Below are 17,753 nucleotides of genomic sequence, written 5' to 3'. Positions count from 1 at the left end.
TTGTGAAGATAAAGTGAATAATTAAATGGGAAATTGTACTTTTATGTAGCTAATCTACTGATTCTTAGTGAGTGTTTGTAAAAGCGATTAAAAATTGATTTTGATTGTAATTTTAGATTTATGAAGAATAACTAAAAAATTAGTTTTACTTAAGGCTTTATGAAAAATATTTAAAGAATCATAAAATTACTGTGAAATTTACGACAATAACGACCTTAACTTAAATGAAGTGGTCGGTTAATTTTGTATATCTGGAAAGTTGTCATATAATACAGCACTTTTAAAAAAACTGTTCCTACTCACTAATTTTTATCGAGGAAGCCATGCAAGTAACGACTGAAGCGGTTTCGGGCGTTGCCCGTCGTTTAAATGTTTCTGTACCGACGAGCCGTATTAACGAGCAATTTGAAGCTCGTTTGAAACGCACTGCCAAAACTGTGAAGATCAACGGCTTCCGTCCAGGTAAAGTGCCTGAAAACGTTGTTCGCCGCGAATACGGTGCGGGCATTTATCAAGAAGTTGTAAATGACATCATTCGTGATAGCGTTTTTGAAGCAATTCAACAAGAAAAAATCAATGCAGTAGGTATGCCGAACATTGATAAAGTTGAACATAAAGAAGATGCTTTAGTTTTTGAAGCGACTGTAGAAGTTTATCCAGAAGTTACGGTACAAGCATTCGACGGTTTAGAAGTTGAACGTAAAACAGCTGAAATTAAAGATGCTGACGTTGATGCTATGATCGAAAACTTGCAAAAGCAACGTCAAACTTGGGCTGTTACCAAGGGCATGGCGAAAAAAGACATGCAAGTGACTTTTGACTTTGAAGGCACTATCGACGGTGAAAAGTTTGAAGGCGGTTCTGCTGAAGACTTTAAACTCGTATTAGGCGCAGGTCGTATGATTCCTGGCTTTGAAGACGGCATCGTTGGCATGAAAGCTGGTGAAGAGAAAGTAATTGATGTTACTTTCCCTGAAGACTACCAAGCTGAAAACTTAGCTGGTAAAGCAGCTCAATTCAAAATCACTGTGAAGCAAGTTGAAAAATCAAAACTTCCAGAAATTGATGCTGAATTCTTGAAAATCTTCGGTGTAACTGAAGAAGAAGGCGTTGAGAAATTAAAAGCTGACGTTCGTAAGAATATGGAACGTGAAGTTCGCAATGGTTTACGTAACCAAGTTAAACAAGCTGCTTTTGATGCACTTGTTGCTGCGAACGAAGTTGAAGTTCCAACTGCAATGGTTGCTCAAGAAATTGACCGTCAACGTCAACAAATGGTTCAACAGTTCACTCAACAGTTTGGTGGTGCAGGCGCGCAATCTTTTGACAAGAGCATGCTTCCTGACGAATTGTTCAAAGAACAAGCAGAGCGTTCTGTTAAGCTTGGTGTATTAGTGAGCAAAGTTTTAGCTGACGCTAAACTTGAAGTTGATCAAACTCGCGTTGATGCTTACATTGACGACATGGCTTCTTCTTACGAAGATCCAACTGAAGTGATTGAATACTTCAAAAATGATGCTCAACAACGTGCTCAAATTGAAGCTGTTGTATTAGAAGATCAAGTTGTTGATCACATCTTAGCTGCTGCTAAAGTGACTGACAAACCTGTATCTTATGATGATTTGTTAAAAGAACAACAAGCTCGCCGTATGGGCTAATCTTTTAAGAAGTCAGAAAAAGGCGCTTTAGGCGCCTTTTTCGTTTTTCAATATGTGGTTAATTTGAGTGCGACATTAAGTACTTAGGTATAAATAATATAATATTTCAGTGCGAACCTTTTGCAATTTGAGAAATTATCCCGCATATTGTTGCCATAGGTTAAGTCACAAAAAATTTAGGAATAAATAACGTATGTATGTTCCAACAATTGAAAATGCTTTAGTTCCTGTTGTGGTTGAACAATCTTCTCGCGGCGAACGTTCTTTTGATATTTATTCACGACTTTTACGTGAGCGCGTCATTTTTTTAACAGGTGAAGTTGAAGACAACATGGCAAACCTAATCGTTGCCCAAATGTTGTTTTTAGAAGCTGAAAACCCTGATAAAGATATCCACCTTTATATCAATTCTCCAGGTGGTTCTGTGACAGCGGGCATGGCTATTTATGACACGATGCAGTTTATTAAACCTGATGTCGTGACATATTGTATGGGCCAAGCTGCTTCAATGGGTGCATTCTTGTTAAATGCTGGTGCCAAAGGCAAACGCTATTGTTTAGAAAATGCCCGTGTCATGATTCACCAACCATTAGGTGGTTTCCGTGGTCAAGCATCAGATATTGAAATTCATGCGCGTGAAATTCTATTTATTAAAGAACGTTTAAACCGCTTAATGGCAGAGCACAGTGGTCAAGACTACGAAACCGTTGCTCGTGATACTGACCGTGATAATTTTATGACAGCACAGTCTGCTAAAGAATATGGTTTGGTTGATCAGGTGCTGAGTAAGCGTCCATAAGGACCTTCTTATATAAATAACTTGAGATGTTGAAAAAGATCTCCATTTAGTTATTTATGCAGTGCATCTTGCCCTAATATTTAAGATTCTATTTGTGGAGTGAATATGTCCGAACATCCTCAAGGACAAAAACATTGTTCATTTTGCGGTAAAACGCAGTCTGAAGTCGGGAAACTGATTGCAGGTGAGGACGCATATATTTGTAATGAATGTGTGGATGTCTGCTTAGACCTTGTACAAACCAGCCAACAGGTTGAAGCAGGGGACTGGGCGAGTAAGGCATTGCCAAAACCACATGAAATACGTGCTGCGCTTGATCAATATGTAATTGGTCAAGATCTTGCCAAAAAGACGTTATCTGTTGCGGTTTATAACCATTATAAACGCCTAAAAGTTGGTCACAATGGCCATGTGTCTAAAGAAGTAGAAATTGCTAAAAGTAACATTCTACTGATTGGACCTACAGGTTCGGGTAAAACTTTACTTGCGCAAACATTGGCTCGCCTTTTAGATGTTCCATTTGCAATGGCAGATGCAACGACATTAACCGAAGCTGGTTATGTGGGCGAAGATGTTGAAAATATTGTACAAAAACTTTTGCAAAAAGCGGACTACGATGTAGAGAAAGCTCAGAAGGGCATTATCTATATTGATGAAATTGACAAGATTACTCGTAAATCTGAAAACCCGTCAATTACGCGTGATGTTTCTGGTGAAGGCGTACAGCAAGCATTGTTAAAAATGATTGAAGGTACAGTGGCTTCTATTCCTCCGCAAGGTGGACGTAAGCATCCGCAGCAAGAATTTATCCAAATTGACACCTCGAATATCTTGTTTATTTGTGGTGGTGCATTTTCTGGTTTGGAAAAAATTGTACAGCAGCGTCAAGAGAAAGGCGGTATTGGTTTTACAGCTGATGTTAAAAACAAAGATGAAACCAAGAAACTTGCTGAATTGTTCCGTCAGGTTGAGCCAACCGACTTAGTGAAATTTGGTTTAATTCCAGAATTTATTGGTCGTTTACCAGTGATTGCGACACTTGAAGAGTTGGACGAAGAAGCATTAATGCAAATTTTGACTGAGCCAAAAAATGCATTAACTCGCCAGTATCAATATCTTTTCACTATGGAAAATGTTGATCTGATCTTTGAAGATTCTGCATTACGTGCAATTGCGAAGAAAGCACTTGAGCGTAATACGGGTGCGCGTGGTTTACGTTCTATTATGGAGAACGTGCTGCTTGAAACTATGTACGATTTACCAAGTCGTACTGACGTTGGAACAGTCATTATTAATGAAGCAGTTATTAATGGTGAGGCAGAACCTGTTTATAAAGCAGAGCGTCAACCTAAAGAAGCTGCAACGCATGAAAGTGTTGCTAAGGCAGATTTAAAGGTTATTGATTCGAAGTCTGCATAGAGATTTCATTCATCTAAAAAGCATGAATCGCGCGAGTGATTCATGCTTTTTTTGTTTTCAATTTATGTGCGTGGTGTTAATCTTAAAAATACAAAATACGCATAGTTTTGCGTTGTAAAAAATAAATCAAAAACAAAACGCTTTGAGGGATGCCATGCGTTATTTAATCGTATCTTTGTGCTGTGCCGGACTGTTTGTGGGCTGTCAAAGTTCATCTCATTTAGAAAAAAATACGGGTGAATTGACTGCAACCTTACCTAAAGTTGATGTTGAAAAAGAACCTGGTTTATTTGATCAATATCATGTAGGTGGTTTTGCTGTAGGTGGTTGGGTTAATCAAAAGTTGGGTCAGACTTTTGCTCCAGTCAAACCACAAAATCAACAAGCTGCTGTAGTTTATCTTTATCGACCAGACACGAAATGGAATCGTCAGGAAATTGCGGCGATAAATCTCTTTGTGAATGGCAAGCGCATTCCGAGTTTATTACATAATCATTATTACTGGATTGAATTACCAGCAGGAACTTATCGTCTTTCTGCGAGCCGGCCTTTACTTGGTATTCATTTTCAAGAACCGAAATATATGGATATAACTGTTGAGGCTGGAACGTCTTATTATTTGAAATATGATGAAGAGAACAAAATGGATCGTGGTGAACACACTGGCCCATTTATGTTAATGCAAGACAATATTGGACGTAGAGAGATAGCATTTACAGAGCTTAAATCTTCTAGCTACAACTTTGTGGCTGAAGATGCTTCAGGAAAGATTCGACATAAACCACAGGAATTAAAGCCAGCCAAATATGATGAAAAATCAGATGTACATCTGATTAAACCATTTAAATTATGGAATCCTTTAACTTGGTAATGGCCTACAAAAGATAAAGAAAAGTTAAGACTTTTCTTTATCTTTCATGAGTGGAGCAATAATTTTAAGCATCTCTTCTTGCATATGATCTCGTGCTTTAGGGTCATTAAAGGTCTGTTGTCCCAACTCCATCATATATTCTGAAATTTGTCCCATAATCTGTACGTTTTTACGCGTAATTGATTGGCCTTCTGGAGTTTTCAAAAACTTCAAATTTGCCTGAATTTCTTCTTCAGAATATGTCTTTAAATAAATATCTTGTAAGGCTTGGGCAGTTTTAGGGTTGCTAATGAGCTGATTGCTCGAATCCTTTAAGAGCAAACCTAACTTTTTCGCGGCCTCTTTTTCTTTCGGACCTAAAGTTTTGATGCCTGTGATATTACTAACGATCTGTTCCGCCTGTTGATCATAATAAGGTGTTAATTCATTAATTGATTCTTTAAGCAGGTAATCAATTTGGCTCATTTGCATGAGTTCTTTGACTGAACTTAATTTGGCAGGAGAAGCAAATAAGCTTGTAGTAATGCAGCTTAGGCAGAGGCTAATTGAAAGATTTTTAAGAATAGGGCGAATAGTCATGAAATGACCTATATTCAATATATGGCGAGAGAGTGCATTTATTAATAGCACAGATTGAAGAAGTAATTGTTACAATTCTTTTCAGATTTTAAAATAAAAAAGAATGCATAAAAAAAGCACCGAATTCGGTGCTTTTCTTGATTAGCCTGCCGCAGCGTCGACTACTGGAATTTTTCCAATTTTCGCTTGCCAGATTTTTGGAGCAATTGCATGAATTGATGTACCGTTTACATCAACTGCAACAGAAACAGGCATATCTTCAACTACGAATTTGTAGATTGCTTCCATACCTAAGTCTGCAAACGCAACAACTTCAGCTTCGCGAACAGCTTTAGATACGAGGTAAGCCGCACCGCCAACTGCCATTAAGTAAGTTGCTTTGTTGTCTTTGATTGCTTCAATTGCTGTAGGGCCACGATCAGCTTTACCGATCATACCGAATAGACCAGTATGTTCTAATACTTTACGTGTGAATTTATCCATACGTGTTGCAGTTGTAGGACCAGCAGGACCAACGACTTCATCACCCACTGGATCAACTGGGCCTACGTAGTAAATAAACTTGCCTTTAAGATCAACTGGTAATTCTTCACCGTTGTCGATCATTTCAACCATACGTTTGTGAGCAGCATCACGACCTGTGTACATTGTTCCGCTAAGAAGTAATGTATCACCTGGTTTCCAAGAATCCATTTCTTCTTGAGTAATGGTATCAAGGTTTACACGTTTAGACTTTGAAGAATCCCAAGTTACAGATGGATAGTCTTCAAGTTTTGGTGCGTGAATATGAGCTACACCTGAACCATCAAGCTGGAAGTGAGCGTGACGAGTAGCAGCACAGTTAGGAATCATGCCTACTGGTTTACCAGCAGCGTGACATGGGTAGTCTTTGATTTTAATGTCAAGAACAGTCGTTAAACCACCAAGACCTTGAGCACCAATACCAAGTGCGTTTACTTTTTCAAAGATTTCGATACGAAGTTCTTCGATTTTGTTCTCTGGTCCACGGCGAAGTAATTCGTCCATGTTGATTTCTTCCATGAGTGCTTCTTTAGCAAGCATCATGGCTTTTTCAGCAGTACCACCAATACCAATACCGAGCATACCTGGAGGACACCAGCCTGCACCCATAGTTGGAACAGTTTTAAGTACCCAGTCAACAATCGAGTCAGATGGGTTAAGCATCGCAAGTTTAGATTTGTTTTCTGAACCGCCACCTTTAGCAGCAACAGTAATATCTACTTTGTTACCCGGAACGAGTTTGTAGTGAATTACAGCAGGGGTATTATCTTTTGTATTTTTGCGACCAAATGCTGGATCTGCAAGTACAGATGCACGAAGAACGTTGCTGTTTTCAAGGTAACCTTGGCGAACACCTTCATTTACTGCATCGTCTAAGCTCATTGTTAAATCGAATTTAACATCTAAGCCCACTTCAAGGAAAACGTTAACAATACCAGTATCTTGGCAAATTGGACGATGACCTTCCGCACACATGCGAGAGTTAATTAGAATCTGTGCAATTGCATCCTTTGCAGCTTGGTTTTCTTCGCGATCATAAGCACGGCTCATCGCTTGGATAAAGTCTTGCGGGTGATAGTACGAAATAAACTGTAGGGCGTCCTTGATCGATGTAATCAAGTCATCTTGTTTGATAATCGTTGTCATACCAGAAAATCTCTTGAGCGGGCTGTTAGCTAGCGGGCTAAATTATATGACAAAAATACAGTGTTGTGGGAGATTGGTTGATCTTTTGACCGAAAGTCGCATAAGAAGATTTGAAGTGATTTAAAAGTGAAAAATCGGGAAAATTATTTATTTTTGAGTGACTAAAATAAAAAAAAGCCATTTGAGCGGACATCAAATGGCGAGAGGTAGAAACAGTTAAAATTATATTAATTATTTAGCAGCGGCTTGTTGCTCTGCCTGAATTGCTGTTAATGCAATGGTAAAGACGATGTCATCTACTAATGCGCCTCGAGACAAGTCATTAACTGGTTTGTTTAGACCTTGCAGCATTGGTCCAACGCTCACGACATTGGCAGCACGTTGTACCGCTTTGTAAGTGGTATTACCCGTATTTAAATCTGGGAAAATAAATACATTGGCACGACCAGCAACACGTGAGTCTGGTGCTTTTTGACGTCCCACACTTTCAACTGAAGCTGCATCGTATTGAAGTGGACCATCAATCAGTAAATCAGGGCGGCGTTGCTGAGCAATTTGAGTTGCTTGCTGTACCTTCTCAACATCAGCACCTGTTCCAGAAGTGCCAGTTGAGTAACTGATCATGGCAATACGTGGGTCAATTCCAAATGCTTTCGCTGAGTCAGCCGACTGAATTGCAATTTCAGCAAGTTGTTCTGCTGTCGGGTCTGGGTTAATTGCACAGTCGCCATACACATAAACTTCATCTGGTAAAAGCATAAAGAAGATTGATGAAACCAGTGAATAATCAGGGGCTGTTTTGATGAGCTGGAATGCTGGGCGGACCGTATTTGCAGTGGTGTGTACTGCACCTGAAACTAAACCATCGACTTCGTCTAAAGCTAACATCATGGTGCCAAGCACAACAGTATCTTGAAGTTGTTCTTTTGCTTGAAGCTCGTTGAGTTTACCTTTACGTAGCTCAACCATTGGTCCCACATATTGATCGCGAATACTATCAGGGTCGACAATTGCCAGCTCAGCAGGCAATTCAATACTGCGTGCTTTTGCAACATCCTGTACTACATCTGGTTTAGCCAGCAAAATACAGTCAGCAATACCGCGTGCCTGACAAATTGCCGCTGCTTGAATCGTGCGTGGTTCATCACCTTCAGGCAGTACAATCCGTTTTTTCGCTGCAATCGATTTTTGTACCAGTTCATGACGGAAAGCCGATGGCGACAGGCGAGGGGTAGCTGCATTGTTGCTATGCTGTTTAAGCCATTCAACATCAATATGACTTGAAACAAATCGGGTCACTTGCTCAGCACGTTCGGTATCGTCTGTTGGAATTTCATTGCCAAAATTAGATAGACGCTGAGCGGTTTCAAGTGTGTTTAAACGGGTATGTAAAATCGGCAAACCTTGTTTAATCGCACTTTGACAAAACTCTAAAAGCTCGGGTGCTGGTGCTTCTCTTTCTGTAAGTACCAAACCCGCCAGAGGAATACCATTGCTGGTTGCCAAACTACTTGCAAGTAAAACGTCGGTACGCTCAGATGCACTAATAATCAACTCGCCTGCAATGAACTTGTTCAGTTCATATTCAATGCTTGAAGCAATTAAACTCGAATGCAAAATACGACGTGTTTTAGCTTCACCTTGATGTACCCATTGCCCATCAATGACATTTGCAATATCAAGTGTTCTTGGTACGCTTAGCGTGTTACTAAATGGAACTAGTCCAATAATTGGTAAATCGCTAGAGCCAAAATAACGATTATATTTTTGCAGTTCGGTCGTAAATTTTGCGATTTCTTCAGTCGGTCGTAACGATGGATCAAACGCAACAGGAATTTGTGCTGTTTCTTCAGTTAATCCACGGGTACGCATAAAGAGTACACCAGCAGTACGATTTGAAGATGTTCCACCAAATTGACGTAAATGAGCATCTACTTTTTCTGCGGCTTTTTTCGGGTTTTGAATATCTGCTGTACTAACCAATACGACTTCTGCATCAAGCGCTTGAGCAAGACTTGCATTGAGTTCACTGGCGAAGTGGTCTTGTCCGTTAGGTAATAAGCCTTCCACAATAATGACATCGTGATCTGCTGCAACACTACGGTGAAGGCTAACAGCTTCTTCAAGTAATTCATCTACTTCCCCAGCGGCAATAAGCTGAGTTAATTTTTCATGCGAAATAGATTGAACAGTTTTACTTTGAAATAAATGACCGAATAATGAAGTTGTTCGGTCAAGCTGCTCTTGGTCTTCTTGAGAAAATGGTTTTAAAAAGCCTGCTTTAATCCCGTTGCAATCAAGTGCGTAAATCATGCCTAAGCAGGCAGAGGTTAAACCAACCCCTTCGCCTGTAGGAATCAATAAAATTGTATTCATATAAACCTATAAATAAATATCGAGTTTTCGCTGAGCTCTAATTAAGCAAGGCTTGCTACAGATGCTGTATTTTCTGCCGCTTCAACAACTTGACGAGTTTCTTTAGCAATACGGCCTTCTTCATCTGTAGGAATGACCCAAATTTGTGGACCAGTTCCATTGTCGATTCGGCCTTCAGTGCCATGTTTTAGGTTATTGTTTTGATCTTTATCAAGCTGCAAACCGAAATGAGGTAAATAAGCTAAGGTTTTTTCACGAATATAAGCTGAGTTTTCGCCAATACCACCAGTAAAGATTAAGCCATCCAAAGTTGGTAAACCACAGCTTAATGCAGCAAGTGATTTTGCCAGGCGATAGCTAAAGACTTCAATTGCAAGACTAGCATCTTCGTTGCCATTTTCAGCAGCTTCAATCACTGTACGCATGTCATTAGATAATTGAGATAAGCCAAGTAAGCCACTTTCGTTATTTAAAACTTTATCAATTTTAGCCAAGTCCCAACCAAGATTTTTCGCAAGGAAGCTATGTAAACTCGGGTCAACGTCACCACTACGGGTTCCCATTACCACACCTTCAAGCGGAGTAAGGCCCATAGAGGTATCAACACTTTGTCCATTCCATACTGCGCAAGTTGAACTGCCGTTCCCTAGATGCGCTGTTAACCATCCACCTTTTTTCAGGTTACCTGCGAGTTCACTCGCTTTGTCAGATACATAGGCGTGGCTTGTACCATGGAAGCCATAACGGCGAACATTATGATCTGTAAATAAAAACTTAGGAATTGCATAACGGTAGGCATGCGGTGGCATGGTTTGATGGAATGCAGTGTCAAATACGGCAACTTGAGGTAATTCAGGAAATAGGCGTACAGTTGCGTCAATACCAATTAAATGTGCAGGGTTATGAAGCGGAGCTAAAGGCGTTGCTGCACGAATACGTTCAATAATCTCAGGAGTGAGTAATTCGGCTTTGGTTAAACTACCACCGTGTACAACACGATGTCCGATTGCTTGCGGTTTGTAGTTGGCAAGACGTGCAAGTAAAGTTTCTAAAGCTTTGGCATGGTCAGCATAGGGAATTGAAAGTTCAAGTGGTTCACCACCAACAGTAACTCCCTTAATACGAGCATCAGCTGCCCCCAAGTTTTCTGCTAAACCGTAAATACGATCTTCACGACGCTCTGAAACCAGCGCGTATTTAATAGATGAAGAGCCGCAATTGATAACTAATACTGATATAGCCACGTTGAAATACCCAAGTCCTGATTTAAAATAGTTTCCCTAACTTCCTGTTCAAGATGTATTATTTTTCGATACAGATTGAACGGGTTGTCCTGTTTTAACATGTGTTGTTTTTCTGTCCAAGATAGACTTTAGGCCATTAGACTTAAGCACTATCGACCATCAAATTATTTGTCACTAATATTTGTCCAGTATAAAGCTTAACCACTGTATTCCTTGTTTTTTTATGAAGATAGAAACGGTTTTTTTGTATACATTTATGAAAAATAGAACCTGAACCAAATATGCATTTTAAATGCCAAAAGCCGATCGTTTATTAAAAGGGTGAACAACTTCGTTAAATTAAATTTTAAGCATATATTACAAATAATATACGTAATTGAAATTAAGATTTAACGGTATTAGTGGAAATTAAAAAGAATAAAACATAGGGTTATTAGAACTAAAAATTAGAGTGAAAAGCCCATCGCATCTATAGTGGTAAATCTATTTTATTATATTGATTTACAATAATTTTACCGTATTTTTTAAGGGTTGGCTTAACTGTAAATACACCTAAATATTAAATAAATCTTTTGTCTCAAACATAGACTTGCTATGCCTTTAAAGCTTGTGCTGAGGTCATTACAGCAGAATTGGCTGGGGTTGCATGTCTCTTTTTGCCTGAATAATATTGTTCATCCTTTTTCAAATGATCATAAAAAATATATCATTTGGTCTATTTTTATTTTCCGGCTTATCCGGTTGTACAGGAGCGTCCAGCATGGACTTGCCGAATCCAATATTGGCAAAAGTGACTGAGCGTGTAATCGCACGTAGTCAAAAAACTCGTTCTGCATATTTACAACGTATTGAACATGCACAAGGCAAATTTCCGGCTCGTGGAGCACTTTCATGTGCCAATCTGGCTCATGGTTTTGCCGGCATGGAAGATAATGAAAAATTAATTATTAAAGTAGGCCGTGAACCAAATATTGGCATTGTGTCGTCATATAACGAAATGCTGTCGGCTCATGCACCCTATAAAACATTTCCAGATTTAATTAAAACAGCCGCTCGTGAAAATGGGGGAGTAGCACAGTTTGCTGGTGGTGTACCTGCAATGTGTGACGGTATTACCCAAGGTAATGCTGGCATGGAACTGTCATTGTTCTCTCGTGAAACGATTGCAATGAGCACGGCGATTGCATTGTCTCATAACATGTTTGATGCAGCTTTATGTTTGGGTGTTTGCGACAAGATTGTACCAGGTTTGTTGATTGGTGCTTTGCAGTTCGGCTATTTGCCGACTATTTTTGTGCCAGCTGGCCCAATGAGTAGTGGCTTATCTAATGATGAGAAAGCCAAAATTCGCCAGCAATTTGCAACGGGCCAAGTTGGCCGAGATGCTTTGCTAGAAGCTGAGTCAGCTGCTTATCACGGACAAGGGACTTGTACTTTTTACGGTACAGCCAACAGTAATCAGATGCTGATGGAAGTGATGGGTTTGCATTTGCCAAGCGCTGCATTTGTTCATCCTCACACACCATTACGTGATGCGCTTACCGCAGAAGCTGCGATTCGTGTACTTGATTTAACAGTTGAGCGCGGAAACTACACGCCGATTGGTCATGTGGTTGATGAAAAAGCAATTATAAACGGCATTGTGGCATTACTCGCTACAGGTGGTTCAACCAACCATACTTTGCATTTGATTGCGATTGCTCGTGCCGCTGGTGTCTTGATTGACTGGGATGACTTCGATGAGTTATCGGCTGTTGTTCCATTGCTCGCAAAAATCTATCCAAATGGTAAGGCCGATGTAAACCATTTCCAAGCTGCGGGTGGGGTTGCTTTCCTTATTCGTAACTTACTTGAAGCTGGCTTGTTGCATAACGATGTAACGACAGTGGCTGGTAAAGGTTTGCAGCATTACACCAAAGAACCAAAACTGATTGATGGCAAGCTCACTTGGGTTGATGGTGTGGTTCAAAGCCTTGATGACAAGGTTCTACGTAGCATTGACGAGCCGTTTCAACCAGATGGCGGCTTGCGTTTAATGCAAGGTCGTCTTGGCCGTGGTGTTATCAAGATTTCTGCTGTTGCGCCAGAGCACCGTAAAGTTAAAGCTCCGGCAATCGTGTTTGATTCTCAAGAAGCAGTACAAGCAGCGTTTGATCGTGGTGAGTTACATCGAGATTTTATTGCAGTTGTTCGTTTCCAAGGTGCGCGTGCTAACGGTATGCCTGAATTGCATCGTTTAACTCCTGTGTTAGGTGTTTTACAAGACCAAGGTTTCCACGTTGCTTTAGTCACTGATGGGCGTATGTCTGGTGCTTCAGGCAAAGTTCCTGCGGTGATTCATTTATCTCCTGAGGCCTTATTAAATGGGCCGATTGCTAAAGTGCAAACAGGCGATATGTTGATTATTGATGCTGAGGCAGGCGTACTCGATGTTGAAATAGATGAACAGACTTGGCAGTCGCGTCCTGTTGCACAGCCAGAACATCAGGCAGAAAACGAAGTCGGTTTTGGCCGTGAATTATTTGGTGTTTTCCGTGCTGCTGCTGCGCCAGCTGAACATGGAGCATCTGTATTTGGTGCATTAGTTGGTGAAACTTCACCAGAGCAGATTTGAGTCAAAGGAACTGAAAAATAATGATTAAAATTGAAGATATCGTCAAATTAGGCCCAGTCATTCCCGTGTTGGCATTCGATTCTGCCGAACAAGGTGAAGATGTATCACGTGCTTTACATGCTGGCGGTGTAAAAGTCCTTGAAATTACGTTGCGTACCGCTGCGGGTCTTGCTGCTATTGAGCGTGCTAGCCAATTGGCGGATGACATTGTGGTGGGTGTAGGTACGATTACCAAGCCAGAACATTGTGCTCAAGCCAAAAAAGCAGGTGCTCAATTTGGTGTGTCCCCGGGTTTAACTAAAGATCTGCATTTGGCTGCACAAGATGCTGGTTTACCTTTATTACCGGGTGTGATGACACCAAGTGACGTGATTCAGGCGATTGAGTTAGGTTATGAGATTGTGAAGTTCTTTCCAGCTCAACAAGCAGGTGGGGTTGAAATGCTAAAAGCATTTTATGGTCCATTTCCAAACTTACGTTTTTGCCCGACAGGCGGAATTACGGCAGAGTCAGCGCCAGATTTCTTAAAGCAACCAAACGTAGTGTGTGTAGGTGGCTCGTGGTTGACGCCTAAAGCTGCTGTAGCTGCACAAGACTGGGCTGAAATTACTCGCTTAGCGCAAATTGCGAGTCAGTTGAGAGCACTGTAAATGTAGTCAATATTTATAAAAAATGAAGCACATTCTATGTGCTTTAAGGCTGTATTGAGGTGGCCAGTTTGTGCTGGTCACACCTAAATATAAAAATTTAGTGTCTTAACAGTAGGAATTACTGTGGTTGAAGACCTTTGTTTGGGCAGTGTGCCTAAATAGCATTATTCCAAGGAGAAGTATCACATGGAGACCGTTCAGGGTGGCATGTTGCTTATCTACACTGTAATCGCGATTATTGCATTGGTTGTCATGATCGCGAAGTTCAGAATTTATCCATTTCTTGTTCTTATTATTGTTTCACTCGGTTTAGCTTTAGCTGTTGGCATGCCAATGGGCGATATTGTTAAGTCATATGAAGCTGGTACTGGTAAAACCTTGGGCCACCTTGCGATTGTCATCGCACTGGGAACAATGCTCGGCAAAATGATGGCCGAGTCGGGTGGTGCTGAGCGAATAGCAATTACCTTAATTAAATGGTTTGGTGAGAAAAATATTCACTGGGCCATGATGTTTATTGCCCTTATTGTTGGTCTTCCCGTATTTTTCGAAGTTGGTTTCGTTCTACTTATTCCAATCGCATTCAACATTGCTAAACGCACAGGTAAATCCTTACTGATAGTGGGTTTGCCGATGGTGGCAGGTTTGTCTGTGGTGCATGGTTTAATTCCACCACATCCAGCAGCCTTGTTGGCGGTACAGGCCTATCACGCTGATATTGGTAAAACGATTGCTTACAGCTTGTTGGTGGGCATACCAACTGCGATTGTGGCAGGGCCATTGTATGCGCTATGGATCAATAAATATGTCAAATTGCCTGAAAACAATCCATTGTTTAAGCAGTTTGTTGAGGCGGATACAAAAGAAACTCGTGAGCTACCAAGCTTTGGAATAACCTTATTTACGATTATGTTGCCAGTAGTGTTGATGTTGATCGGAAGTTGGGCTGATCTTTTCTTTGCCCCGAAAACTTTCGCAAACGATTTACTACGTTTTATTGGTACTTCTGATATTGCATTACTTATTGCTGTGCTGGTCAGCTTTATTACCTTTGGTACGATGCAGGGCTTTAACCGTGAGCAAATTGAAAAATTCTGTGGCGGATGTTTAGCTTCTATTGCCGGAATCATGTTGATTGTTGGTGCTGGTGGTGGTTTTGGTGGCATTTTACGTGACAGTGGTATTTCTAATGAAATCGTCTCTACAGCTTTAAAGGCAAATTTGTCGCCGTTATTGTTAGGTTGGTTTGTTGCAGCACTGATTCGTTTGGCAACAGGTTCTGCAACGGTTGCTATGGCTACTGCTTGTAGCATTGTGGCTCCAATTGCAGCCACGGCTGGTGTTGCAGTTAGGCCGGAACTTTTAGTGCTTGCCACAGGCTCAGGTTCATTGGTTTTCTCACATGTAAATGATGCGGGATTTTGGTTAATCAAAGAATATTTTGGTATGACCGTGGGGCAGACGCTCAAGACTTGGTCGGTATTGGAAACGATCATTTCAGTGTTGGGTTTATCTTTCACGCTACTGCTTAGCACTATTTTATAATTAAAGGTGAGTAATCCATGATTGTGATTGCAATGGGTGTCTGTGGAACAGGTAAAACCCTGATTGGTGAGTTGTTATCAGAGCGTTTGGCTTGTGAGTTTCTCGACGGTGATACGCTTCATTCGGCTGCAAATAAAAGTAAGATGAGCCAAGGGATTCCTTTAACTGATGATGATCGTCTGCCATGGTTACAGGCGATTCGTCAGGTCATTGAAACCAAACAAAGAGATGGTGAAACAGCTGTATTTACATGCTCATCTTTAAAGCGCATGTACCGCGATATTTTGAGAGGGCAAGACCAGAATGTTAAGTTCGTCTACCTCAAAGGCTCGTATGAGTTATTGCAACAAAGACTTGCAGCAAGATCTGGCCATTTCTTTGATCCATCATTGCTACAAACCCAGCTTGATACATTAGAAGAACCAGATCTTCATGAGGCAATTACGATTGATATTGCTTTGACGCCTGAACAGATTGTTGCGCAAGTCATGCAGAAATTAGGGGTAACTGACAGTGTGTGTCGCGGTTAACTTAAGTTAGAAACAAACATACAAAGTCTTGATGGCTTATAAATTAAAAAAGTGAATACTAGTAATGGTACTGGTATTTACAGAAAAAAAGCCCGATCACAACGGGCTAGCTTCAAATATATAAATACATAAATTATAAATAACCGGAGATAAGAAGAATGAGTTATTCAAATAATTTGCAGCAGAAATTTCCTATAGTAGACGGTATTCCTGACGGCGTACGTTTGCCATCCCAGATTCATCAGCGTATTTCATTAGTAGATGGCGAGTTAAAGTTATGGGCTGGTTCAACCAAGAAGACATTATCCCCAATCTGGATTCAGCAGCCTGACGGTAGCTTGCAGCAAGTTGAACTTGGCAGTTATCCAGTCATGGGTGAGAAAGAAAGTGACGAAGCGCTAGAAGCGGCAGTACGTGCCTACAATAATGGTCGTGGTAAATGGCCAATGATGAAAGTTGGTGAGCGCATCATCTGTATGCAGAATTTCATTCAGCGTATGGTGGAACAGCGTGACCTCATTGTTAAACTGATCATGTGGGAAATTGGTAAGAGTTTGGCGGATTCCGAGAAAGAGTTCGACCGTACTATCACCTATATGCGTCAAACTATTGATGCCCTGAAAGATCTGGATAATGCCAACTCCCGCTTTGTGATTGCTGAAGGTACCATTGGTCAAATCCGTCGTACTCCATTGGGCGTAGTGCTGTGTATGGGACCATACAATTATCCACTGAATGAAACCTTTGCTACCTTGATTCCAGCTATGCTGATGGGCAACACGATTATCTTTAAACCGCCTCAATTTGGTACCTTATTGTTTGAACCACTACTGAAAGCATTCCGTGATTCATTCCCGAAAGGTGTGATCAATACCATTTATGCACCAGGTTCATTGGTGGTACCACATCTGTTGGCCTCTGGAAAAATCAATGTATTGGCATTGATTGGTTCTAGCAAAGTGGCCGATCACTTGAAAAAACAACATCCTAAGTCTCACCGTCTGCGTGCAATTTTGGGACTGGATGCGAAGAATGCAGCCATTATTCTGCCAGATGCTAATTTGGATTTGACTGTGAAAGAGTGCCTGTTGGGAGCATTGTCGTTTAATGGACAGCGTTGTACTGCGCTCAAAATGCTGATGGTGCATCGGTCAATCGCCGACGAATTTGTTAAGCGTTTAACAGCTGAACTGGCTAAACTAAAAGTGGGTATGCCATGGGAAAAAGGTGTATTTATTACTCCATTGCCAGGTATGCACCGTACGACCTATATGATTGAAGTCATTGAAGATGCCGTGGCTAAAGGAGCTAAAGTCGTTAATCCGGAAGGTGGTGAATTCTGCAAAACCATGTTCTATCCAGCCGTAGTTTATCCGGTGACAGAGGGCATGAGACTGTATCGCGAAGAACAGTTTGGTCCAGTGGTGCCAGTCTCTGTTTATGATGACATTGAAACTGTGCTGGAATATGTTACGACTTCTGATCACGGTCAGCAGGTGAGTATTTTTGGTAGCAACCCTGAGCAAATTGGTCATTTAGTCGATACACTTGTACATCAAGTTTGTCGTGTAAACATCAACTGTCAGTGCCAGCGCGGTCCTGATGTATTCCCATTTGGTGGTCGTAAAGATTCTGCAGAGGGCACACTATCTGTGCATGATGCGTTACGTGCATTCTCTATCCGTTCTATGATCGCTGCTAAACAGACCGATGATAGCAAAGGCATGTTGGCCTCTATGGTGTCTGAGCACTATTCTAAATTTGTAAATACCGACTTTATTTTCTAATAAATATATGAAT

General features: G+C 40.9%; 14 protein-coding genes. 9 read left to right on the top strand and 5 right to left on the bottom strand.

All coding sequences use genetic code 11. The features are described from left to right. The first annotated feature begins 323 nt into the window (after positions 1 to 323). From tig to F935_RS12910, 4 genes are all read left to right on the top strand, one after another. Positions 324 to 1,658, top strand: coding sequence for a trigger factor (gene tig, locus F935_RS12925; RefSeq protein ID WP_016139317.1), 1,335 nt, complete (start codon positions 324 to 326; stop codon positions 1,656 to 1,658). 193 nt (positions 1,659 to 1,851) lie between these two features. Beyond that, complete coding sequence (clpP, locus tag F935_RS12920) at positions 1,852 to 2,457, top strand: ATP-dependent Clp endopeptidase proteolytic subunit ClpP (protein WP_003654845.1); 606 nt, start codon at positions 1,852 to 1,854, stop codon at positions 2,455 to 2,457. Between the two features lie 105 nt (positions 2,458 to 2,562). Continuing rightward, a complete protein-coding gene (gene clpX, locus F935_RS12915; protein WP_005302193.1) occupies positions 2,563 to 3,876 on the top strand; it encodes an ATP-dependent Clp protease ATP-binding subunit ClpX in 1,314 nt (437 codons plus the stop codon). 154 nt (positions 3,877 to 4,030) lie between these two features. Then, positions 4,031 to 4,747, top strand: coding sequence for a DUF2846 domain-containing protein (locus tag F935_RS12910; RefSeq protein WP_016139316.1), 717 nt, complete (start codon positions 4,031 to 4,033; stop codon positions 4,745 to 4,747). A 24-nt stretch (positions 4,748 to 4,771) separates the two neighbouring features. Here F935_RS12910 and F935_RS12905 read toward each other — a convergent pair whose 3' ends face one another. The 5 genes from F935_RS12905 to F935_RS18550 form a co-directional block, all read right to left on the bottom strand. Next, positions 4,772 to 5,326, bottom strand: coding sequence for a DUF2059 domain-containing protein (locus F935_RS12905; RefSeq protein ID WP_003654848.1), 555 nt, complete (start codon positions 5,324 to 5,326; stop codon positions 4,772 to 4,774). Between the two features lie 141 nt (positions 5,327 to 5,467). Beyond that, positions 5,468 to 6,994: a fumarate hydratase gene (locus tag F935_RS12900; protein ID WP_016139315.1), complete on the bottom strand. Its 1,527-nt coding sequence runs from the start codon at positions 6,992 to 6,994 to the stop codon at positions 5,468 to 5,470. 231 nt (positions 6,995 to 7,225) lie between these two features. After that, positions 7,226 to 9,370: a phosphate acetyltransferase gene (pta, locus tag F935_RS12895; protein ID WP_016139314.1), complete on the bottom strand. Its 2,145-nt coding sequence runs from the start codon at positions 9,368 to 9,370 to the stop codon at positions 7,226 to 7,228. 41 nt (positions 9,371 to 9,411) lie between these two features. Further along, positions 9,412 to 10,614 (bottom strand): acetate/propionate family kinase, encoded by a 1,203-nt coding sequence (locus F935_RS12890; protein WP_016139313.1) that lies wholly within the window; start codon positions 10,612 to 10,614, stop codon positions 9,412 to 9,414. Further along, a complete protein-coding gene (locus F935_RS18550; protein WP_080645608.1) occupies positions 10,596 to 10,715 on the bottom strand; it encodes a hypothetical protein in 120 nt (39 codons plus the stop codon). The genes F935_RS12890 and F935_RS18550 overlap by 19 nt, the downstream gene beginning before the upstream one ends. A 659-nt stretch (positions 10,716 to 11,374) precedes the next feature. On the opposite strand from F935_RS18550, the gene edd reads away from it, so the two are divergent. The 5 genes from edd to F935_RS12865 all read left to right on the top strand — a co-directional run bounded on the left by edd (position 11,375) and on the right by F935_RS12865 (position 17,740). Next, entirely contained in the window at positions 11,375 to 13,228 is a 1,854-nt protein-coding gene (gene edd, locus F935_RS12885) for a phosphogluconate dehydratase (RefSeq protein WP_016139312.1), read from the top strand. 20 nt (positions 13,229 to 13,248) lie between these two features. Continuing rightward, the gene (gene eda / locus F935_RS12880; protein ID WP_016139311.1) at positions 13,249 to 13,878 is read left to right on the top strand and encodes a bifunctional 4-hydroxy-2-oxoglutarate aldolase/2-dehydro-3-deoxy-phosphogluconate aldolase; all 630 of its coding nucleotides are present in this window, start codon (positions 13,249 to 13,251) and stop codon (positions 13,876 to 13,878) included. A 186-nt stretch (positions 13,879 to 14,064) separates the two neighbouring features. Next, positions 14,065 to 15,423 (top strand): GntP family permease, encoded by a 1,359-nt coding sequence (locus F935_RS12875; protein ID WP_016139310.1) that lies wholly within the window; start codon positions 14,065 to 14,067, stop codon positions 15,421 to 15,423. A 17-nt stretch (positions 15,424 to 15,440) separates the two neighbouring features. Then, positions 15,441 to 15,953 carry a gluconokinase gene (locus tag F935_RS12870; protein ID WP_016139309.1) on the top strand — a complete coding sequence of 171 codons (513 nt, stop codon included), beginning with the start codon at positions 15,441 to 15,443 and terminating at the stop codon, positions 15,951 to 15,953. Positions 15,954 to 16,111: 158 nt separating this feature from the next. Continuing rightward, a complete protein-coding gene (locus tag F935_RS12865) occupies positions 16,112 to 17,740 on the top strand; it encodes an NADP-dependent glyceraldehyde-3-phosphate dehydrogenase (protein ID WP_016139308.1) in 1,629 nt (542 codons plus the stop codon). The last annotated feature ends 13 nt before the right edge of the window (positions 17,741 to 17,753 follow it).

Origin of the sequence: Acinetobacter calcoaceticus ANC 3811 (assembly GCF_000399665.1) — a bacterium.
Taxonomy (GTDB): Bacteria; Pseudomonadota; Gammaproteobacteria; order Pseudomonadales; family Moraxellaceae; genus Acinetobacter; species Acinetobacter calcoaceticus_B.
Note: the sequence above shows the minus strand (reverse complement) of the source record. Positions and strands in the feature narration are given on the sequence as shown.